Here is a 25706-nt window from a genome sequence, read left to right as displayed (position 1 = left end):
GGATGGGCGAAGCGGGGTTCGGGCGCCGCGCTCGCCGCAGATCGCTCTACCTTTTCATGGCCCAGGGCAAGCGGCGGCAGGCCACCCGACCCGGAGTCTCGTAGCGGCTCCTCGCTCCTCCTCTTTCTCGTCATCCCCGACGAGGCGCGAAGCGCCGAAGTCGGGGATCTTGTCGTGGCCGCGAGTTGCGGGTGAGCCGGTGTGCTGGCGGCGCGGTCCGCACTTCGAGCGCTCAGCCCCCCCACCCGCACCAAGCAAGATTCCGGGCCTCGCAAACCATGTGGTTTGCTCGCCCGGAATGACGAAAAACAGCGGTAGGTGGTGCGTGGTGGGCCGTAGGTGGGAGGTTGCAAGAGAAGGGCGAAGCGGGTAGCGGCCGTAAGCCGCCCGTCTTTTTACTTCGCGACCCCATGGCCGCGACGCCCCGGGCTTTCGCGCCCTACTCGTTCTCTTCCTCCCTTACACCCCATGACCCTCTTCCGTCATCCCCGACGAGGGCAAAGCGCGGGGGCGGGGACCGCATGGTTGTCGCGAAGCGCAAGCGCGTCCAGTCGCCGCCTTTGCGGAGGGGACCTCGATCGACCCCGCCCATTATCGTCATCCCCGACGAGGCGCGAAGCGCGAGATCGGGGATCTTGTCGTGGCTGCGTGGGCCGAACGAACCGGCGCGCCGTAGACTGGAATTATGTACGACAGCCACGTGCACACCCCGTTGTGTCAGCACGCCGAAGGCGCCCTGGAAGACTACGTGGCCGCGGCGCACGCGGCGGGCCTGGCGGGACTGGTCTTCACCGACCACAACCCCATGCCCCCCTGGTACGACCCGAAGAGCCGCATGACCGAGGCCCAATTGCCGCTCTACCACCGCCTCGTCGAGGCCGCGCGCGGGGCCGCGCCCGACGGCTTCTACGTGGGCCTGGGGCTCGAGGCCGACTTCCACCCCGGCACCGAGGCCTACGTGAAGGCCCAGCTCGAGGCCCACCCCTACGACTACGTAATCGGCTCGGTGCACTATATCGGCGCCTGGCCCTTCGACCACCCCGACTTCGCCGACGAGTTCGAGCGGCGCGACCGGCTCGAGGTCTACGCCGACTACTACGCCCTCGTCTACGCCGCCGCCGAGTCGGGTCTTTTCGACGCCGTCGGCCACCTCGACCTGCCCAAGAAGTTCGGCCACCTTCCCCCGGAGGAGGCCTGGGATCTGGTCGAGGGGGTGCTGGGTGCGGTCCGCGACGCCGGGCTCGCCCTGGACGTGAACACCGCGGGCTGGCGCAAACCCGTGGGCGAGCTCTACCCCGCGCCCCGCATCCTCGAGCGCGCCCGTGAGCTGGGCATCCCGGTGGTGCTGGGCTCCGACGCCCACGCACCGGGCGAGGTGGGGGCGCGCTTCGCGGAGGCGGCGGCGTTGCTCGCAGGAGCGGGCTACCGCGAGGCCTGGGTCTACAAAAACCGCAAACCCGAGCCCTATCCGCTGGAGGCGTCGTGACCACCAAGGACCTGGCGCGGATGCTCGGCGAGGCCGCCGACCTGATGGAGGTGCTGGGCGAGACGGGGTTCCGGGTGAACGCCTACCGCAAGGCGGCACGGGCGCTCGAGCGCTACGAGGGCGAACTTTCCGAGCTGGTGGCCGCGGGCTTCGACCGCCTGCCCGGCATCGGCAAGGGGCTCGCCGGGGCGCTCGCGGAGATCGTCGCCAGCGGCGAGTTCGGCTACCTCGAGGAGCTGCGCGGCCAGGTGCCCCCGGGCGTGACCGAGCTGTTCATGGTCCAGGGGTTGGGGCCCAAGCGCATCCGCGCGCTCTGGCAGGCGGGGATCGACAGCCTCGAGGAGCTGGTGCGCGCCGCCGAGGAGGGGCGCGTCGCCGCCCTGCCGGGTTTTGGTAAGAAGACCCAGGAGACGCTCGCCGAGGCGGCCCGCTTCGCGCTGGCCAACCTGCGGCGGGTGCACCTTTCGGTGGGGCTCGAGGCCGCCCGCTTGCTGCTCGCCGATCTGGAGGCCGCGGGGATTCACGCCGCGCTGGCGGGCAGCCTGCGCCGCCGGCTGGAGACCGTGGGCAACGTGGACCTGGTGGCCCGGGCTGCGCCCGAGGCGGTGCTTTCGGCCCTTGGCGAGCACGCCCACGCGGTGCACGGCCGCGTCGTGCTGGGGCGGCTCGAGGGGCTGCCGTTGCGCGTCTTCTGCGCCTCGGAGCACGACTTCGGCACCGTGCTGGTGCGCGCCACCGGCTCGGAGAGCTGGGTGCGGGCGTTGGGCGAGCTGCCCGTGAGCGCCGACGAGGCCGGGGTCTTCGCGGCGCTGGGGCGGAGGCCGGTGCCGCCCTGCTGGCGCGAGCCCGAGCACCTGGGGCTCGAGCCGCCGGAGCGCTTCGTCGAGCGGCGCGACCTCGCGGGGCTGGTGCACCTGCACACCGCCTACTCCGACGGCACCGCCAGCCTGCGCACCATGGCCGAGGCGGCCATCGCCGAGGGGTACGCCTACATGGTGGTGAGCGACCACTCCCAGACCGCCGCCTACGCCGGCGGCCTCACCCTGGAGGCCCTCGAGCGCCAGTGGGCCGAGGTCGACGCCCTCAACGCCGAGCTCGCCCCCTTCCGTATCCTCAAGGGGATCGAGTCGGACATCCTCCCGGACGGCGCCCTCGACTACCCGGACGAGGTCCTGGCCCGCTTCGACGTGGTGCTGGGCTCGCTGCACTCGCACTTCAGCCTTCCCCGGGAGCAGCAGACCGAGCGGCTCTTGCGCGCCGTCGAGAACCCCTACCTGACCGTGCTGGCCCACCCTTCGGGCCGGCTGCTGCTGCGGCGCCGGGGCGCGGAGGCCGACTGGGAGCGGGTGCTCGCGCGCGCCGCGGAGATGGGGAAGATCGTCGAGATCAACGCCAACCCCTGGCGGCTCGACCTCGACTGGCGGCTGGCGCTCGCCTGGCGCGAGCGGCTCCTCTTTTCGATTGGGCCCGACGCCCACGCCCCCGAGGGCTACGCCGACGTCGCCTACGGGCTGTGGATGGCGCAGAAGGCCGGCCTGCCCCCCGAGCGGGTGGCCAACACCTGGCCCGCCGAGCGCTGGCTAGCTCTGCGCGAGCGCGTCTAGCGCCGCTTTGACCTCGTCCTCGGGGGCGCGCGCGACGAAGACCACCCGCTCGCCGCGGCTCCAGGTCTGCGCGGCGTGGACGATCTCGGCCTCCTCTCCGCGCAGCCGCACCAGCGGCAGCAGGAAGTCGGGCAGCTCGAGCTGACCCACGGCCCCGCCGGCGAACCCCTCGGGAACGGCCCACTCCAGGGTGACGACGGCTTCGTAGTTGAGGGCGTGCTCCCAGTCGCGGATGTCGATGGGGCGGCCGAAGGCGATCTGCCCGCCGATCTGCTCCACCATCTCGGCGCTGACGCCCTTGGCGTCGACCACGGGGTAGGCGCGGGCGGTGTGGAACTCCTCGCGCGCGATGGCCACGGCCAGAACGTTGACCTCGGCGTTGGTCGTCGCGGCGAGCAGCGTCTCGGCCTCGTCGGCGCCCACGCCGGCCAGGGTGTCCTCCTCCAGGGCGTTGCCCAGCACGGCCTCCAGCCCCGCGCGGCGGGCGGCCCAGACCAGGCTCTGGTTACGGTCGACGAGGACGACCCGGCGGCCGTGCTCCTTCATTAACTGGCCCACCGTGCGCGCCAGGGGCCCGGCGCCCACGATGATGGCGAGCTTGCCGGTGCCGCGGGTGAGGCCGAGCAGCCGCGCCACCCAGGGGGCGGTCAGCCCCGCAAGGGTGACGGTGACGAAGATGGTCACGAAGACCGCGGCGAGCAGCGCGTCGCCCCCGGGGATGCCCGCCCCGCGGAGCGCGAGCGCGAAGAGCGAGGCCACCGAGGCGGCCACGATGCCGCGCGGCCCGATCCAGGCGACGAAGAACTTTTCCCTCCAGGAGAGCGGCGAGCGCCAGGTCGCCGCGGCCACGGCCAGCGGGCGCACGACCAGCGCCAGCACCAGCGCGGTCCAGAACGCGGGCCAGCCCGCCTCGCGCACCACGGCCAGCGGCAGGTCGGCGGCCAGGAGGATGAAGAGGACGCTGATCCCCAGCACCGTCAACTGTTCCTTGAAGTGGCGCAGCCGCCGCTCCTCGGGCACCTCGCTGCGCTGGAAGACCAGACCCATGGCCACCGCCGCCATCAGGCCGGCCTCGGGTAGCAGTGCCTCGGCGACGGCGAAGGCGACCCAGACGCCGGCGAGGGCGACCAGGTTGCGCAGCTCGAGCGGCACCCAGTCGTGCCGGCGGAAGAGGCGCGAGAGCAGCAGCGCCCCCACCGCCCCGACCGCGCCGCCGGTGAGCAGCCGGCCGAAGTAGGCCCAGATCGCGCCGTACCAGGTAAGCGGGTGGGCCCCCGAAAGGCCGAGCACGACGTCCATGACCGCGACGGCCAGCACCGCGCCCACGGGGTCGACGAGGATCGCCTCCCCCTCGAGGATGGCCTTGAGCTTGCGCGGCACCCGCACCCGCCGCAGCAACGGCTGCACCACGGTGGGGCCGGTCACCGTCATCAGGGAGCCGAAGAGGATGGCCAGCGGCCAGCTGAACCCGGCCAGCGCGTAGGCGGCCAGCGTGGCCAGCACCCAGGTGACGACCACCCCGGTGGTGATCAGCCCGCGCACCTCGGACGCGGCGCGGCGCAGGTCCTCGAGGCGCAGGCTCAAAGCGCCCTCGAAGAGGATGACGGCCACGGCCAGCTTGACGAGCACCCCGAGGCCCTCGCCCATGTACTCGGGGTGCACCCAGCCGAGGACGCTGGGGCCCGCGAGCACCCCCGTCACCAGGAGCAGGACGATCGCGGGGATGCGCAGCCGGTGCGCGACCAGCTGCGCCGCCAGCCCCAGGCCCACGGCCCAGGAAACGGTCAGGAGCAGCGCCTGTTCGTGCGGCACGGAGGTTCAGGCCTCTTCGCTGGCGGCTTCGCCTTCGCCCGCACGGCCCAGCAGCCGGTCTTCCAGCTCGCCCAGGTAGGCGGCCAGGGTGTTGCCGGTGCGTTCGACGTCGGAGGCGAGGCCGCGCTCCAGGCTCTCCAGCCGCGCCAGCAGCTCGCCCTTGAGCTGCTCGGTCTTCTGGTCCACGCGCCCGGAGATCTCGGCGTGCTGCGACTTGAGGGTGTCGTGCTCGAGGGAAAGGGCCTTGCGCGCCTCCCCGGCCTCGAGGCTGACGTGTGCCTTGAGGTCGGACTGGCCCTGGGCCAGCGCGCTCAGCTCCTGCTCCAGGTAGGTCTTCAGCTCGGCGAAGCGGCTGGCCTCGGCCTGGTCGGCCAGCTTGCGCGCCTGTTCCACCTGACGCGCGTAGCGGCGGATTTCGATGAGGGCTCCGGTCTCGATCACGGCGATGAAGATGAAGTAGAGCAGGCTGAGCAGCGCGATCACGGCCAGCAGGATCAGCCCCAGCGGCGCGGAGACGCGGGTGAAGAGCAGGTTGATCTCGCTGGGCGCGGTGAAGAGCGGCCAGTTCAGGCCGGCGAAGAGCGCCACCAGCAAGAGGATGACCAGCACGGTCAGGTTGCGTAGGTTCATGGAACCCCCTTTCCCCGGCGGGCCGGGAACGTCGTCTGCGATTATACTTCGCGCGAGATTTTTTCCGGAACGATGCGGGTGCCCACCTGCCCCGCGAGCAACTGCGGCAGGGCGCCCGGCTCGCCCCGGGCGATCATCACCCAGGGGGCGCCGAACTCGAGCGCCAGGAGCGCCGCCCGCACCTTGGGGATCATCCCCCCGGCGATCGTACCGTCTTCGATGCGCGCCTCCGCCTCGCCACCGTCGAGCACGGGGATGCGGCTCTCGGGGTCGGCGGGGTCGGCGAGCACCCCCGGCACGTCGGTCAGGTAGACAAGCGGTTCCCCCAGACAGCCGGCCACCGCCGCGGCCACCTCGTCGGCGTTGACGTTGAGGGGGCCCCCTTCGGCGCTCGCGATCGGGCTGATCACCGGCGTCAGGTGGCGGCTCATCAGCGCGAAGAGGAGCGAGGTGTTCACCGCGGTGATGCGCCCCACGCGCCCCAGCCGCTCGTCCAGGGGCTCGGCGCGCAGCAGGCGGGCGTCGCGGCCGCTGAGGCCCACGGAGAGCCGGCCCAGCTGCGAGAGCCGGTCGGCCAGCTCCTTGCCGAGCTGCGTCAGCACCTGCTCCACCACGGCCATCTGCTCGGGCGGGGTGACGCGCAGGCCGCCTTCGAACCGGGTCTCGAAGCCGCGCGCCTCCAGCTCGGCCCCGATGCGCGGACCCCCGCCGTGCACCACGATCAGCTCGCCCTCGTGGTGCGCGAGGTCGCGCACCAGGGGCTCCGCTCCGTCCAGGCTTCCGCCGATCTTAACCACCAGCATGGTCTTCCTCCAGCGCGGGCGCCGCGTCGTCTTCGATGACCCAGACGTCCTCGGGCAGCCCGCCTTCCTCGTCGAGTTCCAGTACGTCGCCGAACCCGATCACGGCGTGGTCGGGAAAGATCCCCAGCATGCCCGCCAGGGCGCGTACCGCCGCGGTCTTGGGCTCGCCCGCCTGGGCGGCGGCCACTGCCGCGGCGTCCAGGTCGTCGGGGAGCCGCCCCGAGGCCCCCGACGGCGCCGCCTCCACCCCCTCGCAGAAGCGGTAGCGGACGCGGCCCTCCTCGGCCAGCCCCCAGCAGAGCCCCTCGTCCTCGTAGACCGCGAAGAGCGCCGCGCGGCCGAGCCGGGAGGCCGCCGCGAGCGCCGCCCAGAGCCGCGCGGGCACCTCGTCGGCCTCGAGGCCCTCGTCGTAGAGGCTGTACCAGGGCGGATCGGGCGCCACGTAGAGCGCGAGCCCCGGGGTGCGGAGTTCGCGCGCCAGGGCGCGTACCGCGTCCGGGTCCTGCGTGCGGACGTGCAGGCTGGTAAAGCTGCGCACGCCGCAATCTTACACGACCGCCCGCGGGTGCGGGTGAGGCGGAGGGCGGTACGTGGTGAATGGGTTTTCGGAGGTAGGAAGTGGGGTGTGGGGTGTGGGGTGTGGGAACGACGCAACCACAGGTTCCTGCAGGCCACGGGCCACCGGCCGCTTTCCGTATCCCCATCCCGGCCCTTCCCAAGGGGAGGGCGGCCGCCACGTTCCGCCGCCGGGGCCGCACCTTAATCCCGATACCCGGAAGCCGGCTTTCGCCGGGGTGGCGGGGGAAGGGGCTCGCGGCGGCGGGGCAGGGGAAACGACGCGTGCAGACGGCGCCGCTAGGGCTCGAGGCGGAAGCTGGTCTGTCCCAGGAGCTCGCCGTTGAAGAGGAAGTAGACCGTCCACTCCCCCGCCTGGCTGCGCGCCTTGGTGGGGTTCAGCTTGAAGTGCCAGAAGGTGGGCTTGACCCGGCCCTCCCAGCTCTTCGGGACGTCGAAGCTGTACCCGGCGCGCTCGACCTCGCCGCGCGGCGGGATCAGGTACATCTCGAAGGCCTCCTCCCCGGCGTCGCCGGGTTCGAAGCGCCAGTAGGTGACGAAGACGATCGCCCCGTCGGCGGCGTGGAAGACGCGCGCGGGGCGGGCGATCTTGTAGGTGTGCAGATCGGCGGGGTCGAAACCGGGCGCGGGCGGTCCCATCTCCACGCGCTCGAGCTGGGCGGCTGAGGCCAGACCGAGGGCCAAGACCAGCGTAAGACCGATCCGGAGCATACCCAAGCATACCGCGCGGCGCCGTGCCATAATGCGCGCGTGCGCTACGCCTGCCCTTCCTGCGGCCGCTGGGTGCGTCCCCTCGTGGACATCACCGCGGTCAGCTGCCTGCGCTGCGGGGTCTACGCCCGGCGGGAGGACGAAGAGCAGCCCGCCCTCCTTGAAGCCGCCGCCCCCGAGAAGTTAGTGGAAGAAGAGAACCGTCCCCTGCGCAAGAACGCCCAGTAAGAGCACGAGCCCCAGGCTGAGGCTGAAGACCGGAGCCGGCCGCTCGGGCCGTTCCGCGGGCAGCCGGTGCCGGCGGCTGAACCGGACGACGACCACCGCCGCGACCGCCAGCAGCGCCAGCGCCGCCGCCGGACCCACCGGCCCCAGCGTCCCCTCCGGGAGGAAGGGGTACACCCCGACCGCCAGGGCGTTGTTGGTGAGGTGGACCCAGAACGCCGCCTTAAGGCTGCCGCCGCTCAGCACCCAGCGGCCCAGCATCCAGCCCATAAGCAGCGAGAAAGCGAACCAGGAAGGGCCCGGATGCAACAGCGCGAAGAGGACGCTCGTGGCCCAGAGGGCGAACACCCCGCCCCGGGCCCGGGCGTAGCTTCGCAGCAGCAGGCCGCGAAACAGCCACTCCTCGAGCAGCGGAGCCAGCAGGACCAGGTAGAGGAGGTCCGCCACCAGCGCCGTCGAACCGAAGCGGTCGGGCGGTTCCGCCCAGAGGAGGGGGCTGGCCAGGCCGGGCATCGCGACCCCCAGCGCCAGGGTTGCCGCCAGCGTCGGTACCCCCAGGCGGACGACGTCGCCCGCCGAAACGCCCACCCAACCCAGACGGCGTTCGAGCGGGGCGCGGTACCGGCTCCAGATCCAGGCGGCCAGACCGCCCAGGACGACGACCTTGGGCCAGGAGACAAGGTCGCTGTCCGGCGCAAAGAGGATGAGCGGGCCGGTCAACAAACCGCCCACGAGGGGCGCACCCAACACGTACGCCGCCAGCAGCCGGTTGGCCGCAAGGGGGTTCATGCTGGAATCCTACCATTCAACCCCGCCCAGCCGGGTCATCGGGCGCTCAGCCGCGCGCCTGGCCCAGTACCGCCGTGCCCACCCCGCCGAGCAAGACCGCGGCCCCCACGAAGACCAGCGGCGGCGGAACCTCGCCGAAGAACAGGTAGGCCAAGAACCCCGAGCCCAGCGGCTCGAAGAGGATGGCCAGCGTCACCATCACCGGCGGGATCCAGCGCACCGCCCAGTTGAAGCTGGTGTGGCCGATCAGCTGGCTGGTAAGGGCCATGGCCAGGGCGTAGCCGTAAAAGGCGGGCGGCCAGCCGGTGTAGGGGGTGCCGAAGAGCGCGGGCAGCGGCAGCAGCACCGCGGCGGCGGTGGCGTAGGCCACGGCCACGTACTGGCCGATCGAGAGCCCGCGGCGCTGGGCCTCGCGGCCCAGCAGGAAGTAGCCGCTCACCGTCCAGGCGCCCACCAGCGCCAGCGCGTCCCCCAAGAGCGGCGCCGACCCGGCCGACCCGCCGCCGGCGTCGCCCAGCCCGATGAGCACGCCGCCCGCCGTGGCGAGCAGGATGCCCCCCAGGGTGAGGCGGCCGACGCGCTCGCCCAGCCAGAGCCAGCCGAAGAGCGCCACCCAGATGGGGTTCGTCGTCACGATCGTGACCGAGGCGGCCACCGAGGTGTAGGCCAGGCTCGTCACCCAGGTGCCGAAGTGGGCGGCGAGGAAGACCCCGGCGAGCACGGCCATGGCGAAGGCCCCGGGCCGGGGGCGGGCGCGCACCAGCCCGGGCCAGGTCGGCGCCAGCAGCAGCGCGGCGAGGCCCAGGCGCACCCCCGCGAGCAGCAGGGCCACCCCGGGGCCGGAAGCGCCGGCGCTGGCGAAGGCGAAGCGAATGAAGATCGCGGCCGCGCTCACCGCGGCCACCCCCACGACCAGCACGGCGACCACCGTGCCCAACCCCGGACGCGCCCCCATGGTCCGATCCTACCCCGCAGGGAGATGCGTCCCCGGACGCTCTGCCTATAATGGGCTCACCATGAAGCTACCCTCGCTCTTCGGCGGCACCCGCGGCCTGGAGGCCCAGATCGACCTCTACTTCGACAAGGTGCAGGAGGCCGGGCTGGTCTTCGGCCGGGCGATGGAGCTCTACCTCGAGCGTGGCGTCTCCGAAGGCTTCGAAGAACTGGTGCGGCGCGTGACCGAGGTGGAGGAGGAGGCCGACGACCTGCGGCGCGAGATCGAGACCCAGATGACGACCCACACCCTCATCCCCGAGCTGCGCGAGGACGTGCTCTCGCTCATCGAGCAGGTGGACGAGGTGACCAACCACTACGAGGCGGCGGTCTACAGCTTCTACATCCAGCAACCCGTCATCGACGCGGCCTACCGGGCCGACTTCGCCGAGCTGGCGCGGATGGTGCAGCAGACCGCCGAGGAGATGGTCACCGCCGCGCGCGCCTTCTTCCGCGACCTCAGCGCCGTGCGCGACCACGTCAAGAAGGTGCAGTTCTACGAGTCCGAGGCCGACAAGATCACCACCCGCGTGGGGCGGCAGATCTTCGAGAGCGACCTCGACCTGGCACAAAAGATGCACCTGACCTCCTTCCTCGACCGCCTCGACAGCATCGCCGACACCGCCGAGGACATCGGCGACAAGCTCTCGATCCTGACGATCAAGCGGATGGTCTGATGAGCCCGGGCCTCTTCGCCTACCTCTCCAGCGGGCTGTTCCTGGGGTGGTCGCTCGGAGCCAACGACGCGGCCAACATCTTCGGCACCGCCGTGGGCACCCGCATGGTGCGCTTCGCGACCGCCGCCCTGATCGCCAGCGTCTTCGTCATCCTGGGAGCGGTGATCAGCGGCGCGGGGGCCTCGCACACCCTGGGCAAGCTGGGTGCGATCAACACCCTCCCGGGAGCGTTCATGGCGGCCCTGGCGGCCGCGCTCAGCGTCTACCTGATGACCCAGCGGGGGCTGCCCGTCTCCACCAGCCAGGCGATCGTGGGCGGCATCATCGGCTGGAATCTCTTCATGGGCCGGCCCACCGACCCCGCCGTGGTCTCCAAGTTCGCCTTCGCCTGGGTGGCCTCGCCGATCATGGCCGGGATCATGTCGGCGCTGCTCTTCCTCTTCGCCCGCGCGGTGCTGCGGCGGGTGAAGATCCACCTGCTGCGGCAGGACCATTACACCCGGATGGGGCTGATCTTGGTGGGCGCCTTCGGGGCCTACAGCCTGGGGGCGAACAACATCGCCAACGTGATGGGGGTCTTCGTGGAGGTGTCCCCCTTTCCCGACCTGCAGCTGGGCCCGGTGGTGCTCTCCTCGGCGCAGCAGCTCTTCCTGATCGGCGGCATCGCCATCGCCGTGGGCATCTACACCTACTCCGAGCGGGTGATGCTGACCGTGGGGCAGGACATCGTGCGCCTGACGCCGGTGGCGGCGCTGGTGGTGGTGCTGGCGCAGTCGCTGGTGCTCTTCCTCTTCGCCTCCCAGTCGCTCGCCGCTTGGCTGGTGGCCCACCACCTGCCAGCGCTGCCGCTGGTCCCGGTCTCGAGCTCGCAGGCGGTCGTGGGGGCGGTGATCGGGTTGGGGCTGATCACCCCCGGCGAGCGCGTGCGCTGGGACGTGGTGCGCAACATCGCCGTCGGCTGGCTGCTCACCCCCACCGTGGCCGCGCTCATCTCGGTGGTGGGGATGTTCGTGCTGCAAAACGTCTTCAACCTGCCGGTGCGGCCCTAGAGCAGGTCGAGAACCGCATTGGCCGCGAAAAGGCGGTTTCTCCGTTGCCCGGTGAGCTCGGTGAGGATCCCGGCCTGGGTTAGTCGCGCGACGGCCTTATTGGCGGTTGCAAAGCTGATTCCAAGCTCAGTTTCTAGCTGACGCACGGTGAAAACGGGACGCGAAAACAGGTGGTCCACGACCAGCAGCAGGGTGCTGTTGGCATGGGCGCCCTGCAGCACCGAGCGGTATTGTTCCCGCAGCTCCACCAAACGAGCCGATCGCTTGAGGGCGTCGTTGGCCTGGGTAAGAACGCCGCGAAGGAAATACCCAACCCAGGAACGCCAGTCGCCTTCGTTCGTTACCTTTCCCAGGAGTCTGTAGTAGTCTTCCCGCGTATCCTCGAAATACGCACTTAGGTAGAGCAGGGGCTGGCTGAGCAACCCCTTATCGAGCAGCATCAAGGTGATGAGCAACCTTCCGATCCGGCCGTTGCCGTCCCAAAATGGGTGAATGGCCTCGAACTGATAGTGAACCAGAGCCAGATCGATGAGGGGGTGGTAGCGGGTGGATTCTTGATTGATATACCGCTCGAGGCTCGCTAGTAAACCGGGAACCAGGTGATGTGGTGGCGGTACGTAGGTAGCGGAAGGAAGATCGTGACCGCCGATCCAGTTCTGCCCTCTTCGCAGCTCGCCGGGACCCCGATTTTTTCCCCGAACCCCCTCCATCAGGGTCTGATGCGCCTTGCGCAAAAGGCGAATGCTGATGGGCAGCTCATGCAGCATGGCGACGCTTGTTTCAAGGGCTCTGACGTAATTTCGGACTTCGAGAGCGTCGTCCTTGATCTCGGGTGGCGGAAAAAGAGGCACCTCCGCCTCGGCGGCGTAGAGATCCATCAGAGAGGCCCGCGTTCCTTCGATGCGCGAAGAGCCGACGGCTTCGATGCGGGCAAAGGGCCTGATAAGGAGATGGGGGTTGGGTAATCTGTGCCCCAAACCGTCGAGGCGCCCCAAGGCCAAGGCGGCATCGGCGAGCAGCCTGGACAGCTCATGGTCGAGGTCGAGCCGTGGTGGGAGCGGGTGCGGGACGAACGCAAAAACGCCGCCCCCGAGAGGAAAGAGATCACCCGGACTTTGTGCAGAAAACCAGCTTGCGCCCACGCCTTATTTTACATTATTCAAAAAATTAAAACAATACAGTCTTATATTACTCTTCGTAAAATAACGACCACCCCTGTTCGTGAAGCAACGCTGGCTCGGGTATCCTGACCTCGTGAACCCGACCTCCGAACCCGAGTTTGTCCAGATCTTCACCACCGGCGGCACCATCGACAAGATCTACTACGACGCCAAAGACGACTACACCGTGGGCGATCCGCAGATCAGCAAGCTGCTGGAGGAGGCGCGCGTCAACTTCCCCTACGCGATCGAGGCGCTCTTCAAGAAGGACAGCCTGGAGATGACCGAGGCCGACCGCGCGCGGATCCGCGAGGCGGTGGCGGCCAGTCCGGCGCGGCGGGTGCTCATCACCCACGGCACCGACACGATGGTGGAAACGGCCCGGGCGCTCGCGGGCGTGCCCGGCAAGACGGTCGTGCTCGTGGGGGCCATGCAGCCGGCGCGCTTCTTGGGCTCGGACGCCGAGTTCAACATCGGTTACGCGGTCGCCGCGGTGCAGCTGCTTCCGGCGGGGGTGTACATCGCCATGAACGGAGAGGTGTTCACCCCCGACCGGGTTCGGAAGAACCGCGAGCGGCTGCGCTTCGAGCGCACCGAGCCCTGAGCGGGCTACCAGCCGAGCCAGGGAGGCGGCTCGAGCGAGGCCAGGAAGGCATTGCGCCGCTCCCGCACCGCATCGTCCACCGCGCCGTCCGCGGCACAGCCCAGGGGGCCGACCACCACGAACTTGTCGGTGTTGTCGCGGGCGTGACGCGAGGGGTCGTTGGGGTCCTCCGCGCCCGCCGGAATGTAGTTGTGCACCTCGTGATCCGGCTCGTAGCCGTCGTCCAGGCAGTTGTGGTTCACCACCACCCGCTGACGCTCCTTCCACTTCGCGGGCACCTCGTCGGGGAAGATCACCAGCTTGGCGAACTGGAACTTTCGGGTCACCGGGTAGGTTCCGGTGGTGCCCAGCGCGAAGAGGTTGGCCGGGTTGGTGAGCCCGTCGTCGGTGTGGTGAACGGCGGTGTTGGTGACGTGGGAGACGATCATGCCGGGATCGTCGAGGCGGGTGTCGTCGATCGCGTCCCAAAAGGCGTCGTCCCAGAAGGGGGAGTGCGGGTAAAGCACGCCCTGGTAGTACGCCGGTCCGTGGTAGGGGGAGGTGGGGTAGTCTTCCGGGTAGTAGCTCATGGGCATGTCGCAGGCGCCGCCGAGGATCGTCCTCGGCTGCCACTGGATGGCGTGGGCGTTGGACGCGCTCTTCTTGTAGTGGTCGTAAACGGTCACGTGGTCGAGCACCACGCGGCTGCACGAGGCGAGCGACATGCCCGCGTTGTTGCCGTGCACCGGCCCCTGGTAGAACCAGGCGTCGCGCCATTCGGGGTCGTCAAAGGGCTGGTTGTGCAGCCCCGTGTTGGCGAAGACGGAGTCGTAAACCACGACGTTCTGGGAATCGAACTTGGCCGCGTGCTTGCCGGAGGCGAAGGGGGGAAGGAGGATCACGTCCTCGGCCCAGCTGGTGTGGATGCGGTCCACGTAGACGGAGTGGGTGGCCCCGCCGCGGGCCAGCACGGCGCGCATGTAGAGCGCGTCGTCGATGGGCCAGGGCGTGAGGTCGGGGTAGCTGCTCACGGGGTCGTCGGGTCCGCCCGGTCCATGCGCCGGGGTTTCGAAGCCGTACATGATGAGCCGCTGGGTGCTCTTGGCGGTGATGGACTGAAGGGTGACCGTCCCCCGGGTCTGCTTCCGGCCGGGGGCGAAGACCACGCCCTGGGCGTGGACCCGCAGGTTGATCACGGTCAGGCGCCACACGGGAACGTCGGGGGCCCAGAGGTAGACGGTGTAGGTTTCCTGGGGTTGCCGGAGGAGCACCGGACGCCGGGTGGAGGGGTCGTAGCGGCCGATGATCCAGACGTCCTCCTGCGCCCTTCGGGCCGTGGGGGCCTGTTTCGGGCCGAGCTCGAGGTCGTGCGTCACTACGATGACGCGCCGCTTGGCTTGGGCGACCGCCTGCTTGAGGGCGTCCGCGTCCGCCGCCTCGACGCAGTCGTGACCGGAGAACTTGGTGAGGTCCAGGTTCGCGCAGCCGCTGACGGGCCGGCCGTCGGTCGAAAAGACCGAGGTGTCGAAGGCCTCCATGTAGCAGTTGTTTTCCCCGTCGCCCACGGGATCGGTGGGGAGGTCGTCCAGCGAGCTGACCCGGTGAAACCCGCGACCGGAGTTCTGGGCGTCGGGGCACCAGACCTTCTGGGCTACACCCTGAGCACCGGGGGTGTCGGGCAGCGGGGTGGAAAAGGGGCTGGACGGGGCTGGAGGTTCGCCGGGCTGGCCCGGGCCCGGGCCGGGCGCACCCGGGTGGCATGCGGCGAGGAGGGCGATCAGCATGGCCAGCGCCGCCAAGGGGCGCAGAGCGCGTGCCTTGGCGGCTATGGAGGCGAGGTAGCGGTAGCGGCCCATGGGTTCATTCTAGCCGCCTCGTGGGCCGGGTGGGGTAAATTCTTCCGTGCCTAACCCATGGACCCGCGCGGCCGCCAGGCCAGCAGACGCAAGGCGTTGGCGGTGACCAGCAGCGTCGCCCCCGTGTCGGCCATGACTGCGAGCCACAGCCCGGTGTAGCCGAGCAGGGTGGTGACCAGAAAGACCGCTTTGAGCCCCAGGGCCACGGCGACGTTGGCGTAGATGTTGCCGAGCGCCGCGCGGGCGAGCTGGAGGAAGTGGGCGAGCCGGGTCAGGTTGGGCTCGACGAGCGCCACCCCGGCCGCCTCGAGCGCTACCTGGGTGCCGCTGCCCATGGCCACCCCCAGGTCGGCCGCGGCCAGGGTGGGGGCGTCGTTCACGCCGTCGCCGACCATACCCACCGGGTGCGGGAGCTCCTGGATGGCGCGCAGCTTGTCCTCGGGCCGCAGCTCGGCCCGGTAGGCGACGCCGCCCAGCTGTTCGGCGAGGCGGCGCACCGCCGGCTCGCGGTCGCCGGAGAGGATGACGGTCTCGATGCCCAGGGCCCGCACCCGCTCGAGCGCCTCGGCCGCTTCGGGCCGGGGGGCGTCCTCGAAGAAAAGCACGGCCACCGTCCGGCCGTCCAGCTTGACCACGCTCGCGGTCTCGCCGTTTTCGCGGGTGCCCTCGGGCAGGCCGCCGGCGGCGGCGGGGCTGCCTACCCAGACCTCGCGGTCCCCGACCCGGCCCTTCACCCAGGCGCCGGGCAGGGCGTCCAGGTCTTCGGCTTCAGGCACCTCGAGCTCCAGTTCCTCGGCGCGCGCCAGCACCGCCTCGGCGATCGGGTGCGCGCTGGAGCGCTCGAGCGCCGCCACCAGCGGCAGGATCTCGCGCTCGTCCGCCCCCCAGACGCGCACCAGCCGCGGACGCCCCTCGGTGAGGGTGCCCGTCTTGTCGAAGGCCAGGCTGGCGAGGCGGCCGGCGGTCTCGAGCACGTCGCCGCCCTTGACCAGCACCCCCATCCGCCCCGAACGGGCCAGCGCCGAGGTGACGGCGGCGGGGGCCGAGAGCACCAGCGCGCAGGGGCAGCCGATCAGCAAGAGGGCGAGCCCCCGGTAGATCCAGACCTCCCAGGGCTGGGCGAAGAGGAGCGGCGGCACCGTCGCCGCCAGCGCCGCGGCGACGACGACGAGCGGGGTGTAGTAGCGGGCGAAGCGGTCGATGACGCGCGTCGTGGGGCTCTTCATCGCGTCGGCGCGCTCGACCAGCTTCTGGATCTGCGCCAGCGCGCTGTCCTCGGCAGGCGCGGTCACCCGCGCCACCAGCTGCCCCTCGAGCAGTACGGTGCCCGCGTAGATGGGGTCGCCCGCCTGCTTGGGCACCGGTGCGGACTCGCCGGTGAGCATCGACTCGTCCACCGCTCCCGTGCCCTCCTCGACCACGGCGTCGGCGGGGATGCGTTCCCCGGCGGGCACCTGGACCCGCTCGCCCACCGCGAGGAGCTCGACCGGCACCTCGCGGACGCTCCCGTCGGCCTCGAGCCGCCGCGCCTTGGTGGGGGCTAGCTTGGCCAGCTCCCGCAGGGTGCCGCGGGCGCGCGCGGCCGCGTGGCCCTCGAGCACCTCGCCGATGAGGAAGAGGAAGACGACGACGAGCGCCTCGGGGGCGGCGTCGATGAGGATCGCGCCCACGACAGCGATGGAGACCAGGGCGTTGATGTCGAGACCGTTGCCGGCGCGCAACACCGCCCAGGCCTTGCGGGCCAGCGGGGCGACGCTGACCAGCGCGCCCGCGCTCCAGACCCAGCGGGCGGCGGCGGGCCAGATCAGCTGGGTCAGCAGCGCCAGCACGATGAAGCCCGCGCTTACGCCCAACATCTTCACCTTGGGGTTCCGCCACCAGGGCGCTTCGCCGGGGGGCTCGCCCTCGGGGCGGACCCGGTAGCCCAGGGGTTCCACTACTTTGGCAACCGCTTCGGGCGCCGCCTCGGCATCGAGCTTGACGAAGAGCTTTCCGCTGCCGTAGGCCACGGACACCTCCTTGGCGCCCGGCAGCTCGCGTACGGCCTTTTCGATTTTCACCGCGCAGTCGGCGCAGTCCAGACCCTCGACGTCGAAGGTGAGTTCACGAACGTCAGCACTCATGGCTCCATCTTATGTAAATATGAGCAGTTGGTCAAGTATTACGTATACGCCAAAACATAATGCAAAGCGTGCTGGCGTGCCGCTACTCTCTAGCGTGCTCGAGCGCGTCTTCCAGGATCTCCTCGACGTGCTGGTCGGCGAGCTGGTAGAAGACCTGGCGCCCCTCGCGCCGCCAGCTCACCAGCCGGGTGTCGCGGAGCACCCGCAGCTGGTGGCTGATCGCGCTCTGGCTCATGCCCAGCAGGTGCGAGAGGTCGCAGACGCACAGCTCCCCCTGCTTCATGGCCAGCAGGATGCGCATCCGCGTGGGGTCGGCCAGGGCCTTGAGCAGCACCGAGGCCCGTGCGATCGTGTCGGCGTCGGGAAGGGCGGCCCGCGCGCGCTCGAGCGCCTCGGGGTGCAGCGTCAACGTGGTGCAGACAGCGTCGTCGTCTCGAGCCACGCCCCCATTCTAGCTGAATCCACCCCTAACGGCAGGGATATAAAGCCGTAGTATGATGAAAAAGCAAGGAGGGAAAGATGAACCACGCGACGAGTGCGGACGGCACCCGTATCGCCTGGACCGCCGAAGGCTCGGGGCCGCCGGTCGTCCTGGTGCACGGGATCACCGAAAACCTGCGGGCCTGGGATCCGGTGGCGCGGCGGCTGGCCGGGGAGCGCACCGTGGTGCGGCTCGACCTGCGCGGCCACGGGGCCTCGGAGCGCGCGGACGGCTACGGGCTGGCGGCGATGGTCGCCGACGCGATCGCGGTCATCGAGGCCGCAGGCGTCGCCCGCCCCGACGTGGTGGGACACTCGCTGGGGGGCCTGGTCGCTACGGCGCTCGGCAACGCCTACCCGGTGCGTTCGGTGGCGAACGTGGACCAACCGCTGGCGCTCGCGGGGTTCAAGGCCATGCTCGAGCCCCTGCGGGCGCCGCTGGAAGACCCCGCTACCTTCGGGCCGGTGATGGAGCAGCTGATGGGCCAGCTCGAGGGCGAGCGCCTGGACCCCGCCGAGCGCACCCGCCTGCAGGCGCTGCGCCGACCGCTCCAGGAGGCCGTGCTGGGCATCTGGCACGACGTCTGGGTCCTTTCGGAGGACGATTTGGCGGTGCTGGTGAACGAGCTGCTCGAGGGGTACCGGACGCCCTACCTGGCGCTCCACGGCATCGACCCGGGGCCGGACTACGTGGACTGGCTGGCGGCGCGCATTCCCGGCGCGGCCGTCGAGGTCTGGCCCGACTACGGCCACTACCCCCACCTTGTCGACCCCGACCGCTTCGTCGAGCGGCTGCGCACCTTCTGGGCCGGGGCCTGACGGGAGGGTTTCGTGAACCCCTTGCGCCATACTGAGGCATGGCGCGGATCCTGATCGTCGAAGACGACCGCGAGATCGCCGCCCTCGCCGCCGCCCAGCTGGAACGCGCCGGCCACGCCGTGCGCGTCGTGCACGACGGCGAGGCGGGGCTGGCGGAGGCGCTCGAGGGCGGCCACGACCTGCTCGTCCTCGACGTGATGCTGCCGGGGGTGAGCGGCTTCGAGATCGTCGAGCGGCTGCGCCGCCGGCCCGGCTACCCGCGGGTGCTGATGCTCACCGCCCGCGCCGAAGAAGTGGACCGTGTGCTGGGGCTCGAGCTGGGCGCGGACGACTACCTGACCAAGCCCTTCTCGCTGCGCGAGCTGGAGGCGCGGGTGCGGGCGCTGCTGAGGCGCGGCGTCGCCGCCCCGGAGGCGGAGCCCGCGGGGCGGCTCGTCTACCGCGGGCTCGAGATCGACCCCGCCGCCCGGCGGGTGCGCGTCGGCGGGCGGCCCGTGAACCTGACGGCCCGCGAGTTCGACCTGCTCTTCGAGCTGGCGCGCCACCCCGGCCGCGTCTACACCCGCGCCGAGCTGCTCGAGCGCGTCTGGGGGGCGGGATTCGAGGGGTACGAGCACACCGTCAACTCGCACATCAACCGCCTGCGCGCCAAGATCGAGCCCGACGCCAAGAACCCCGTCTACGTCGAGACCGTCTGGGGCGTGGGCTACCGCTTCGGAGGCGGAGAGGGGTGAGGAGCCTGGCGGCGCGGCTGGCGCTGGCCTTCTCGCTGCTGGTGCTGCCGCTGGGGGCCCTCTTCGTCTGGGGGGCGCTCGACGCCGCGCGCCGTTACCACCAGGAGATCGCCCAGAACCAGTACCGCGGCCTCGCCGAGAACCTGCTGCACCTGCGGCCGGGGCTGATGGTGGGCGGAGAGCGCGCGGGCGCGCTGGACGCGCTGGCCGCGGAGCTGGCCATGATCAACCCCGGCGTCGAGGTCTACCTGCTCGACGCGCAGGGCCGCATCGTGGGGGCCTCGCCCCCCATGGAGGCGCTGGTGCGAAAGCGGGTGGACCTGCGTCCGCTGGAGCGCTTCCTGCGCGGCGAGGTGCGGGGCCCGCTCCTGGGCGACGACCCCAAGCGCCCCCGCGGCCGCCAGGTCTTCTCCGCCGCGCCGGTGCCCGGCGGCGGCTGGATCTACGTCCTCCTCTCCGACCGCGCCCTCGACTCGGTGGCCGAGGCCGTGGCCGGCAGCACCGTGCTGCGGCTTGCGCTCTGGGCGGGGTTGGGGCTGGTGCTGCTGGCGGCGCTGGTGGCCGCGGGCACCGCCTGGGGGCTGACGCGCCGGCTCACCGCCCTGGAGGCGGCGATGGAGCGCTTCGACCCCGCCACCGAGGTCGGCCTGCCGTCGGCGGCGGCGGGTGAGCGTGACGAGATCGACCGCCTGCACGCGCGCTTCGCCGAGCTGGCGGGGCGGGTGCGGGCGCTGCTGGCCTCCGAGCGCGAGGCCGACCGCCACCGGCGCGAGCTGGTGGCCGGGGTCTCGCACGACCTGCGCACCCCGCTGGCGGTGCTCTCGGGCTACCTGGAGACGCTGGAGCAGGAAGGGGAGCGGCTCGGCGCGGCCGACCGCGTCCGCTACCTGGCCGCGGCCCGCGCCCAGGCGGCGCGGCTGGCGCGGATGACCGACGACCTCTTCACCCTCGCCCGGCTCGAGTCGGGGGCCTGGCCCTTCGCCCCCGAGCCCCTGGCCCTCGCCGAGCTGGTGCAGGACGTGGTCCTCGAGCTGCGGCCGCGCTTCGAGGCCCGGGGGGTGGCGCTCGAGCTGGCCCCGCCGCCGGGGCCGCTGCTGGTGAAGGGCGAGGCGGGGCTGCTGGAGCGGGCGCTCGTCAACGTGCTGGCCAATGCGCTGGAGCACACCCCAAAAGGCGGCCGGGTGGCCGTGCGCCTCGCCGAAAAGGACGGCGAGGCGCGGGTCGCGGTGGCCGACACCGGCTCCGGCATCGCCCCCGAAGACCTGCCCCACCTCTTCGAGCGAACCTTCCGCAAGCGCGACGGCGGCTCCGGCCTGGGGCTCGCCATCGCCCAGCAGGCGCTGCGGCTGCACGGCGGCCGCATCGAGGCGGCGAGCGCACCGGGCGAGGGCAGCCGTTTCGTGCTGCGCCTCCCCGCGATCTGACGCCTCCGGTCCGCCCCCGGCGGTTCATGCCGGGCTCGCCCCGCGCGGGCCGTTCTCCCGGGGGCCGTGCGGAGAGCCCCAGGAGACGGGCGCAGCGCGTCCTCTAGACCGCGCGCTTCCGTGCGGAACCTACAAAGGAAGGGCCCGCACGCAGCGGGCCCGGGTTCGCTGGCGAAGGGGCTTACTTCACCGGCGTGACCGTCACCCGGATCACCGGCCCGGTGAGCTCTGCGCCCATCGCCTCGTGCACCACGCCGCCCTCGTCGGCCCCGTAGTTCTTGCCCATCTGCCGCGGCGCCTGGTTGGGGCCCTCGCCGGCGGGTTCGTTCACCTCGGTGCCGGCGTCCCAGAGCTTGATGAGCGTCGTCACCTCGCCCTCGAGCGGGTGGTCCATGGGGAAGAGCTCGATGCCTTCGGGCCCCGGGGCGTAGAACCAGTCGTTCGACTGCACGAACATCGTGGCCAGCGAAAGCCGCGCCCCCGGGGCGGCGGTCACGGTGAAGGTGTAGGCCTGACCCGGAAGGATCGGGGCGGGGTCCATCTGGCCCTCGGGCACCGCGAAGACGCCCACCACGGCGACCCCCGGCTTCATCTCCAGCGCCGCCGCCAGGGCGGCGGGGTCGCCGTCCTCGGCCAGCTGCTCGAGCCCCAGCCCCGCGGCCCGGCCCGGCGTGAAGAGGGGGTTCGCGCCCTCGTGCACCACCCAGACGCCCGGCGCCAGCGGCACGGCCACGCCGCCCCCCATGGTCTTGAGCGTGCCCGCGGTGCTCACGTTCTCGACCCGCACCTGGAAGGTGTACTCGCCCATCATCTCCGAGCCGCCCATCTTGTCCTTGCCCGCGTCCGAGCCCATCTGCGCCACGGCGCCCAGCAGCAGCCCGGCCAGTCCCAGCGTTACGATCCGTCGTTTCATGTGCGTCTCCTTTCGAGCGTCCAGCTCCCCCGCAGGCTAGGCGCACCCCCTCACGGAACCCTCCCGCAACCATCACGAAGGGGTCACGCCCCCGTGTCGTCTGGGCGACACGGGGGCATCGGCGGGCGGGGTATACTCCCGTGGGCTTTATATGAAACGGTTACGAGAGAGGCTATACCATCTCCGAAACGAGCCGACCAGGAGCAGGATTCCGTAAAGCCCAGGAAAGGATGCCGATGAAGAGACTTGCCCAAGGGATGCGCACCGCAGGCCTGCTTTTGCTCACCGCGGCGGTTCTGGCCGCTTGCGGCGGGGAGGCCGCGCCTCCGCCCGAGCCGGGCTTCACGCTCGCACTCAACCCCGACCAGCTCACCCTGGTGCCCGGCGGCGAGGGCGCCGGGCTGACCCTGACCCTGACCCCCCACGACGGCTTTACCGGAGCGGTGGAGCTGCGCCTGGAAGCCGCGGACGGCACCGCCGCGCCGGCGGGCCTCCACCTGTCCCCCGAGCGCGTCGAGGTGGCCGGCGCCACCGCGCAGCTGACCCTCGACCTCGCCGCCGACCTCACGGTGGCCCCCGACGTTTTGGACCTGCGGTTGCAGGGGCGGGCCGCGGAGGCGACGGCCGCGACGGCGCTGACCCTGACCGTCGCGAGCGGGACGGGGGCCAGCTGGACGCCGCGCTCGGTGGCGCTGCGCGCCGTGGCCTACGAGGCCGACCGCTTCGTGGCCGTGGGGGCGAGCGGCGCCCTCCTCACCTCGCCCGACGGCGCGGACTGGACGCTGCACGCGGCCGACGGGTACCCCCGGTTGAACGGGGTCGTCTACGGCGACGGCGCCTTCGTGGCCGTGGGCGACGCCGGCGCCGTGCTCACCTCGGCGGACGGCGAGGCCTGGAGCCCCCGGACCTCGGGGACGACGCGCAACCTGCTGGGCGTCGCCTACGGCGGAGGGGTCTACCTGGCCGTGGGCGAGGGGGGCGCGGTCTACACCTCGGCCGACGGCGCGGTCTGGGACCAACAGGTCTCGGGTACGGATCAGGAACTCCGCTCCGTCGCTTACGGCAACGGCGTCTTCACGGCGGTGGGGTCCGGCGGCGCCGTGCTCACCTCCCCCGACGGGCGCGTCTGGACCACGCAGGACGCGGGCACGAGCGCTCCCTTGAGCGCGGTGGCCTACGGCGACGGGGGCTTCGTGGCCGCCGGCTTCCGCGGCGCCCTCCTCACCTCACCGGACGGCGCGACCTGGACCGCGCGCGACGCGGGCACGAGCTACAACCTCTCCGCCGCCGCCTTCGGCGGAGGCCGCTACGTCGTCGTGGGCGACGGCGGCGCCGTTCTCAGCTCCGCAGACGGAGCGAGCTGGAGCCTCCACCGCACCGGCGGCTACCACGCGCTGGCCGGCGTGGCCTACGGCGGGGACGTCTACCTGGCCGTGGGCGAGGGGGGCGCGGTCTTCACCTCGTCCGACGCCGCCACCTGGGCGCGCCGCCCGCGCGGCACCCGCGACAGCCTCAACGCCGTCATCGCCGACGGCGGGGGCTTCCTCGCCGTGGGGTACGGCGGGGCGGTGGTGGCCTCCACCGACGGGGCGGACTGGACTGAGCGCGCCCCGGCTTCGGGGTACTCCCTCTACGGCGCCGTCCGCGGGCCCGGGGCCTACGTGGCCGTGGGGGCGGGCGGCACGGTCCTAAGCTCCCCCGACGGCGAAGCTTGGACGTCGCGGAGGTCGGGAACCTACGACGACCTCTCCGCCGTCGCCTACGGCAACGGGGTCTTCGTGGCCGTGGGGTACGGGGGCCAGGTTCTCACCTCGCCCGCCGGCGAAACCTGGAGCAAGCAGGACTCCGGCAGCTACCGCTGGCTCCAGGGCGTCGTCTTCGCCGCGGGCCGCTTCGTGGCGGTGGGCCAGGAAGGCACCCTGATCTCCTCCCCCGACGGCGCGAACTGGACCGCGCACACCAGCGGCACCTACCGCGACCTCAACGCCGTCGCCTACGGTGGCGGCCTCTTCGTGGCGGTGGGCGACGGCGGCGCCGTGCTCACCTCCCCCGACGGCGAGACGTGGACGCTGCGCGACATGGGCGCGGACGCCTCCTTCTTCGGGCTGGCCTACGGCGCGGGCGGCTTCGTCGCCGTGGGCAGCGAGGGGGCCGTGTACACCTCCCCCGACGGCGCGACCTGGACCGCGGCGGAGCGGCCCACGGACGAGTGGCTCTACGCCGTGGCCTACCGCCCGGGCACCTTCGCGGCGGTGGGCCGGGACGGGGTGATCCTGACCTCGCCCTAGGGCTGCGGACGGTCTGGCTACAATGAGGCGATGCGCCGCGAGCCTCTGATCGTCGACACCGACGCCGGGGTGGACGACGCCCTGGCGCTGATGCTGGCCCTGGCCCACCCCGGGGCGCGGGTGACGGCCGTGACCACCGTGGGCGGCAACGTACCGCTCGAGCGCGTGATCCCCAACGTCTTCGAGGTGCTCCACGCGATGGGGGCCGAGGGGGTCCCCGTCTTCCCGGGGTCCGCGGGGCCCCTGCTGCCCGGCGAGCGCGAACACGCCACCGGCTTCCACGGCGCCGACGGACTGGGCGACTACGCGCCGCGACGCGCCCGGGTCCGCCCCCAGCGCGAGGCGGCCGCGGTGGCGCTGGCGCGGCTGGCCCGCGAACGCCCGGGCAAGCTCACGCTGGTGGCGTTGGGGCCGCTCACCAACCTGGCGCTGGCCTTGCGGCTCGAGCCCGAGCTGCCCCGGCTGCTGCGCCGGCTCGTCGTCATGGGGGGCGCCCACGCCGCCCACGGCAACACCCCCCACTGGGCCGCCGAGTTCAACTTCTACTACGACCCCGAGGCCGCGCAGATCGTAGTGCAGGCCTTCGAAGAGCTCACGCTGGTGACCTGGGAAACCACGCTGGCCCACCCCCTCGGCTGGGACGAACACGAGGCGCTGGCTTCGCTGGGCACGCCCCGGGCCCGCTTCTACGACGCCATCACCCGCCGCACCCGGGCCTTCCTGGAGGGCCGCGGCGCGCCGGGGCTGCTCGTCCCCGACCCGCTGGCCATGGCGGCGGCGCTCGAGCCCGGGCTGGTCACCGCCGAGGCGCGCCACCGCGGCTGGGTGGAGACCTGCGGCACCCACACCCGCGGGCAGCTCGTCCTCGACCACGGCCGCAGCGCCGAGCCGCCCAACGTGCGGGTGGTGACCGCCATGAACGCCGCCGGCGTGCGCGCTCTCTTCGAACGCACCCTGCGCGGCTGACCTTTTGTGGCTCGCCCTTTGAACTAACAAACGGCGCACCTCGGCGGCCGGTCTTGTTTCAGCGATAGCTATCGAACCCCATATCCTCGATCCCCACGAGTCGGCTTCTTTGGCGGCGTGTGGTGCGAGGCCTTTTGAACCCACGAGGCAGCACCCATTTGGCGCCGGGTGGGCGGGCCCTGGAATGGGTATAATGAAGCTCACTGGAGGAATCATGGATAGCGGCCAGTACCTGGTGTTGCTGCTCATGCTGGGCGCGGGGGCCTTGTTCATCGTCCTCGGTCGCATGGCCGCGCGCGGCCGACTGAAGCCCAACATGTTTGTGGGGATCCGCACCGACCGCACGCTGGCGAGCGAAGAGGAGTGGTACCTTGTCCACGCCCGCGCCGCCCGGCCCTGGACGGTGGCCGGGGTGCTGCTGGTGGTCCTCAACGCCGCGGTGTTCGCGACCGAGGCCTTTGGGCGCTTGGGCCAGCTGGCCTGGGGGTTTTCCATCGCTGCCGACGTGTTTGTCTTGCTCATTGCCGCCACCATGCCGCTTTGGGGCGAATCGGAAGGGTCGCACCAGGGCGGGCCGGAACAGGAGCGGCTCGAGCGCAACGCCCTGGCGGCTTTGCTGGGCTTCCTGACCTTCGTGCTGGCTGTAGGCGCAGTCTTCGGCTACATGCTCGGCAGCGGATCCATTGGCCCCAACGGCGCCGTCGGCGTGCGCGTACCCGAAACCCTGGCCAGCCCCGAAGCCTGGTACCGCGTCAACCGGCCCGCCGGCTGGGCTTTCCTGGTGAGCAGCCTGGCGGGCGCACTCGCGTGTGTCTGGGGCGCGTTCGCCCTCCCCCGCTCCCGGCGTCCGGGGCGGGTGCTGGCGGTTTCTTTGGCGGTGGTCTTGCTCTCGTTCGCAGCCCTGGTGGTTTATACCGCGCTGCTGCTGAGTGCGCTCGGGGGAGCGTAGCCGATGGCCGGTCCGGTCGGATAGGTGCGGTGCGGGTGCGAATTCGCTCACGCTGT

At 71.4% G+C, this 25706-nt stretch carries 24 protein-coding genes; 12 read left to right on the top strand and 12 right to left on the bottom strand.

The genetic code is table 11. The features are described from left to right. Positions 1-685 precede the first annotated feature (685 nt). Positions 686-1486, top strand: coding sequence for a histidinol-phosphatase HisJ family protein (locus tag HNQ05_RS03760; protein WP_147147265.1), 801 nt, complete (start codon positions 686-688; stop codon positions 1484-1486). Beyond that, positions 1483-3090 (top strand): helix-hairpin-helix domain-containing protein, encoded by a 1608-nt coding sequence (locus tag HNQ05_RS03755; protein ID WP_147147267.1) that lies wholly within the window; start codon positions 1483-1485, stop codon positions 3088-3090. The genes HNQ05_RS03760 and HNQ05_RS03755 overlap by 4 nt, the downstream gene beginning before the upstream one ends. Here the strand turns inward: HNQ05_RS03755 and HNQ05_RS03750 are convergent. From HNQ05_RS03750 to HNQ05_RS03730, 5 genes are all read right to left on the bottom strand, one after another. Then, positions 3067-4902: a cation:proton antiporter gene (locus HNQ05_RS03750; RefSeq protein WP_147147269.1), complete on the bottom strand. Its 1836-nt coding sequence runs from the start codon at positions 4900-4902 to the stop codon at positions 3067-3069. The two genes, HNQ05_RS03755 and HNQ05_RS03750, sit on opposite strands and share 24 nt — an antisense overlap. A gap of 6 nt (positions 4903-4908) precedes the next feature. After that, positions 4909-5532 (bottom strand): DNA cytosine methyltransferase, encoded by a 624-nt coding sequence (locus HNQ05_RS03745; RefSeq protein ID WP_147147271.1) that lies wholly within the window; start codon positions 5530-5532, stop codon positions 4909-4911. A gap of 41 nt (positions 5533-5573) precedes the next feature. After that, positions 5574-6335, bottom strand: coding sequence for an acetylglutamate kinase (gene argB / locus HNQ05_RS03740; RefSeq protein ID WP_147147273.1), 762 nt, complete (start codon positions 6333-6335; stop codon positions 5574-5576). Beyond that, the gene (locus HNQ05_RS03735) at positions 6322-6873 is read right to left on the bottom strand and encodes a hypothetical protein (RefSeq protein WP_147147275.1); all 552 of its coding nucleotides are present in this window, start codon (positions 6871-6873) and stop codon (positions 6322-6324) included. The genes argB and HNQ05_RS03735 overlap by 14 nt, the downstream gene beginning before the upstream one ends. Positions 6874-7190: 317 nt before the next feature. Beyond that, positions 7191-7622, bottom strand: a complete 432-nt coding sequence (locus tag HNQ05_RS03730) for a hypothetical protein (RefSeq protein ID WP_147147277.1) — start codon at positions 7620-7622, stop codon at positions 7191-7193. Between the two features lie 39 nt (positions 7623-7661). Here HNQ05_RS03730 and HNQ05_RS03725 point away from each other — a divergent pair, with 39 nt between their 5' ends. Then, complete coding sequence (locus tag HNQ05_RS03725; protein WP_147147279.1) at positions 7662-7850, top strand: hypothetical protein; 189 nt, start codon at positions 7662-7664, stop codon at positions 7848-7850. On the opposite strand, the gene HNQ05_RS03720 is transcribed toward HNQ05_RS03725, so the two are convergent. Next, positions 7806-8636: a CPBP family intramembrane glutamic endopeptidase gene (locus tag HNQ05_RS03720; protein WP_147147282.1), complete on the bottom strand. Its 831-nt coding sequence runs from the start codon at positions 8634-8636 to the stop codon at positions 7806-7808. The genes HNQ05_RS03725 and HNQ05_RS03720 overlap by 45 nt on opposite strands. Before the next feature lie 46 nt (positions 8637-8682). Then, on the bottom strand, positions 8683-9591 hold the full coding sequence (locus HNQ05_RS03715) for a DMT family transporter (RefSeq protein ID WP_147147284.1): 909 nt from the start codon (positions 9589-9591) through the stop codon (positions 8683-8685). A gap of 61 nt (positions 9592-9652) precedes the next feature. On the opposite strand from HNQ05_RS03715, the gene HNQ05_RS03710 reads away from it, so the two are divergent. Further along, positions 9653-10306, top strand: coding sequence for a DUF47 domain-containing protein (locus tag HNQ05_RS03710; protein ID WP_183677594.1), 654 nt, complete (start codon positions 9653-9655; stop codon positions 10304-10306). Then, positions 10306-11355 (top strand): inorganic phosphate transporter, encoded by a 1050-nt coding sequence (locus HNQ05_RS03705; protein ID WP_147147288.1) that lies wholly within the window; start codon positions 10306-10308, stop codon positions 11353-11355. Before HNQ05_RS03710 ends, HNQ05_RS03705 begins: the two co-directional genes overlap by 1 nt. On the opposite strand, the gene HNQ05_RS03700 is transcribed toward HNQ05_RS03705, so the two are convergent. After that, complete coding sequence (locus HNQ05_RS03700; protein WP_147147290.1) at positions 11352-12497, bottom strand: Fic family protein; 1146 nt, start codon at positions 12495-12497, stop codon at positions 11352-11354. The genes HNQ05_RS03705 and HNQ05_RS03700 overlap by 4 nt on opposite strands. A gap of 112 nt (positions 12498-12609) precedes the next feature. Here HNQ05_RS03700 and HNQ05_RS03695 point away from each other — a divergent pair, with 112 nt between their 5' ends. After that, positions 12610-13119: an asparaginase domain-containing protein gene (locus HNQ05_RS03695; RefSeq protein WP_147147292.1), complete on the top strand. Its 510-nt coding sequence runs from the start codon at positions 12610-12612 to the stop codon at positions 13117-13119. 5 nt (positions 13120-13124) lie between these two features. On the opposite strand, the gene HNQ05_RS03690 is transcribed toward HNQ05_RS03695, so the two are convergent. The 3 genes from HNQ05_RS03690 to HNQ05_RS03680 form a co-directional block, all read right to left on the bottom strand. Further along, entirely contained in the window at positions 13125-14954 is a 1830-nt protein-coding gene (locus tag HNQ05_RS03690; protein ID WP_147147294.1) for a hypothetical protein, read from the bottom strand. Positions 14955-15004: 50 nt separating this feature from the next. Further along, a complete protein-coding gene (locus HNQ05_RS03685; RefSeq protein ID WP_147147296.1) occupies positions 15005-17077 on the bottom strand; it encodes a heavy metal translocating P-type ATPase in 2073 nt (690 codons plus the stop codon). 82 nt (positions 17078-17159) lie between these two features. Continuing rightward, positions 17160-17519 carry an ArsR/SmtB family transcription factor gene (locus HNQ05_RS03680; RefSeq protein ID WP_147147298.1) on the bottom strand — a complete coding sequence of 120 codons (360 nt, stop codon included), beginning with the start codon at positions 17517-17519 and terminating at the stop codon, positions 17160-17162. A 77-nt stretch (positions 17520-17596) separates the two neighbouring features. Here HNQ05_RS03680 and HNQ05_RS03675 point away from each other — a divergent pair, with 77 nt between their 5' ends. The 3 genes from HNQ05_RS03675 to HNQ05_RS12305 are packed head-to-tail and all read left to right on the top strand — an operon-like array spanning position 17597 to position 20534. Then, positions 17597-18376, top strand: a complete 780-nt coding sequence (locus HNQ05_RS03675) for an alpha/beta fold hydrolase (protein ID WP_147147300.1) — start codon at positions 17597-17599, stop codon at positions 18374-18376. 38 nt (positions 18377-18414) lie between these two features. Then, the gene (locus tag HNQ05_RS03670; RefSeq protein ID WP_147147302.1) at positions 18415-19110 is read left to right on the top strand and encodes a response regulator transcription factor; all 696 of its coding nucleotides are present in this window, start codon (positions 18415-18417) and stop codon (positions 19108-19110) included. Next, the gene (locus HNQ05_RS12305) at positions 19107-20534 is read left to right on the top strand and encodes a sensor histidine kinase (protein ID WP_147147304.1); all 1428 of its coding nucleotides are present in this window, start codon (positions 19107-19109) and stop codon (positions 20532-20534) included. The genes HNQ05_RS03670 and HNQ05_RS12305 overlap by 4 nt, the downstream gene beginning before the upstream one ends. A 181-nt stretch (positions 20535-20715) precedes the next feature. Here HNQ05_RS12305 and HNQ05_RS03660 read toward each other — a convergent pair whose 3' ends face one another. Then, positions 20716-21447 carry a spondin domain-containing protein gene (locus HNQ05_RS03660; protein WP_147147306.1) on the bottom strand — a complete coding sequence of 244 codons (732 nt, stop codon included), beginning with the start codon at positions 21445-21447 and terminating at the stop codon, positions 20716-20718. 236 nt (positions 21448-21683) lie between these two features. Here HNQ05_RS03660 and HNQ05_RS03655 point away from each other — a divergent pair, with 236 nt between their 5' ends. From HNQ05_RS03655 to HNQ05_RS03645, 3 genes are all read left to right on the top strand, one after another. After that, positions 21684-23735, top strand: coding sequence for a WD40/YVTN/BNR-like repeat-containing protein (locus tag HNQ05_RS03655; RefSeq protein WP_183677592.1), 2052 nt, complete (start codon positions 21684-21686; stop codon positions 23733-23735). A 30-nt stretch (positions 23736-23765) separates the two neighbouring features. Next, positions 23766-24701: a nucleoside hydrolase gene (locus tag HNQ05_RS03650; RefSeq protein WP_147147308.1), complete on the top strand. Its 936-nt coding sequence runs from the start codon at positions 23766-23768 to the stop codon at positions 24699-24701. Positions 24702-24894: 193 nt separating this feature from the next. After that, positions 24895-25650 (top strand): SdpI family protein, encoded by a 756-nt coding sequence (locus tag HNQ05_RS03645; protein ID WP_221266719.1) that lies wholly within the window; start codon positions 24895-24897, stop codon positions 25648-25650. Positions 25651-25706 lie beyond the last annotated feature (56 nt).

The organism is Oceanithermus desulfurans (genome assembly GCF_014201675.1).
Lineage (GTDB): Bacteria > Deinococcota > Deinococci > Deinococcales > Marinithermaceae > Oceanithermus > Oceanithermus desulfurans.
This window is presented reverse-complemented; position numbering and strand designations above follow the sequence as displayed.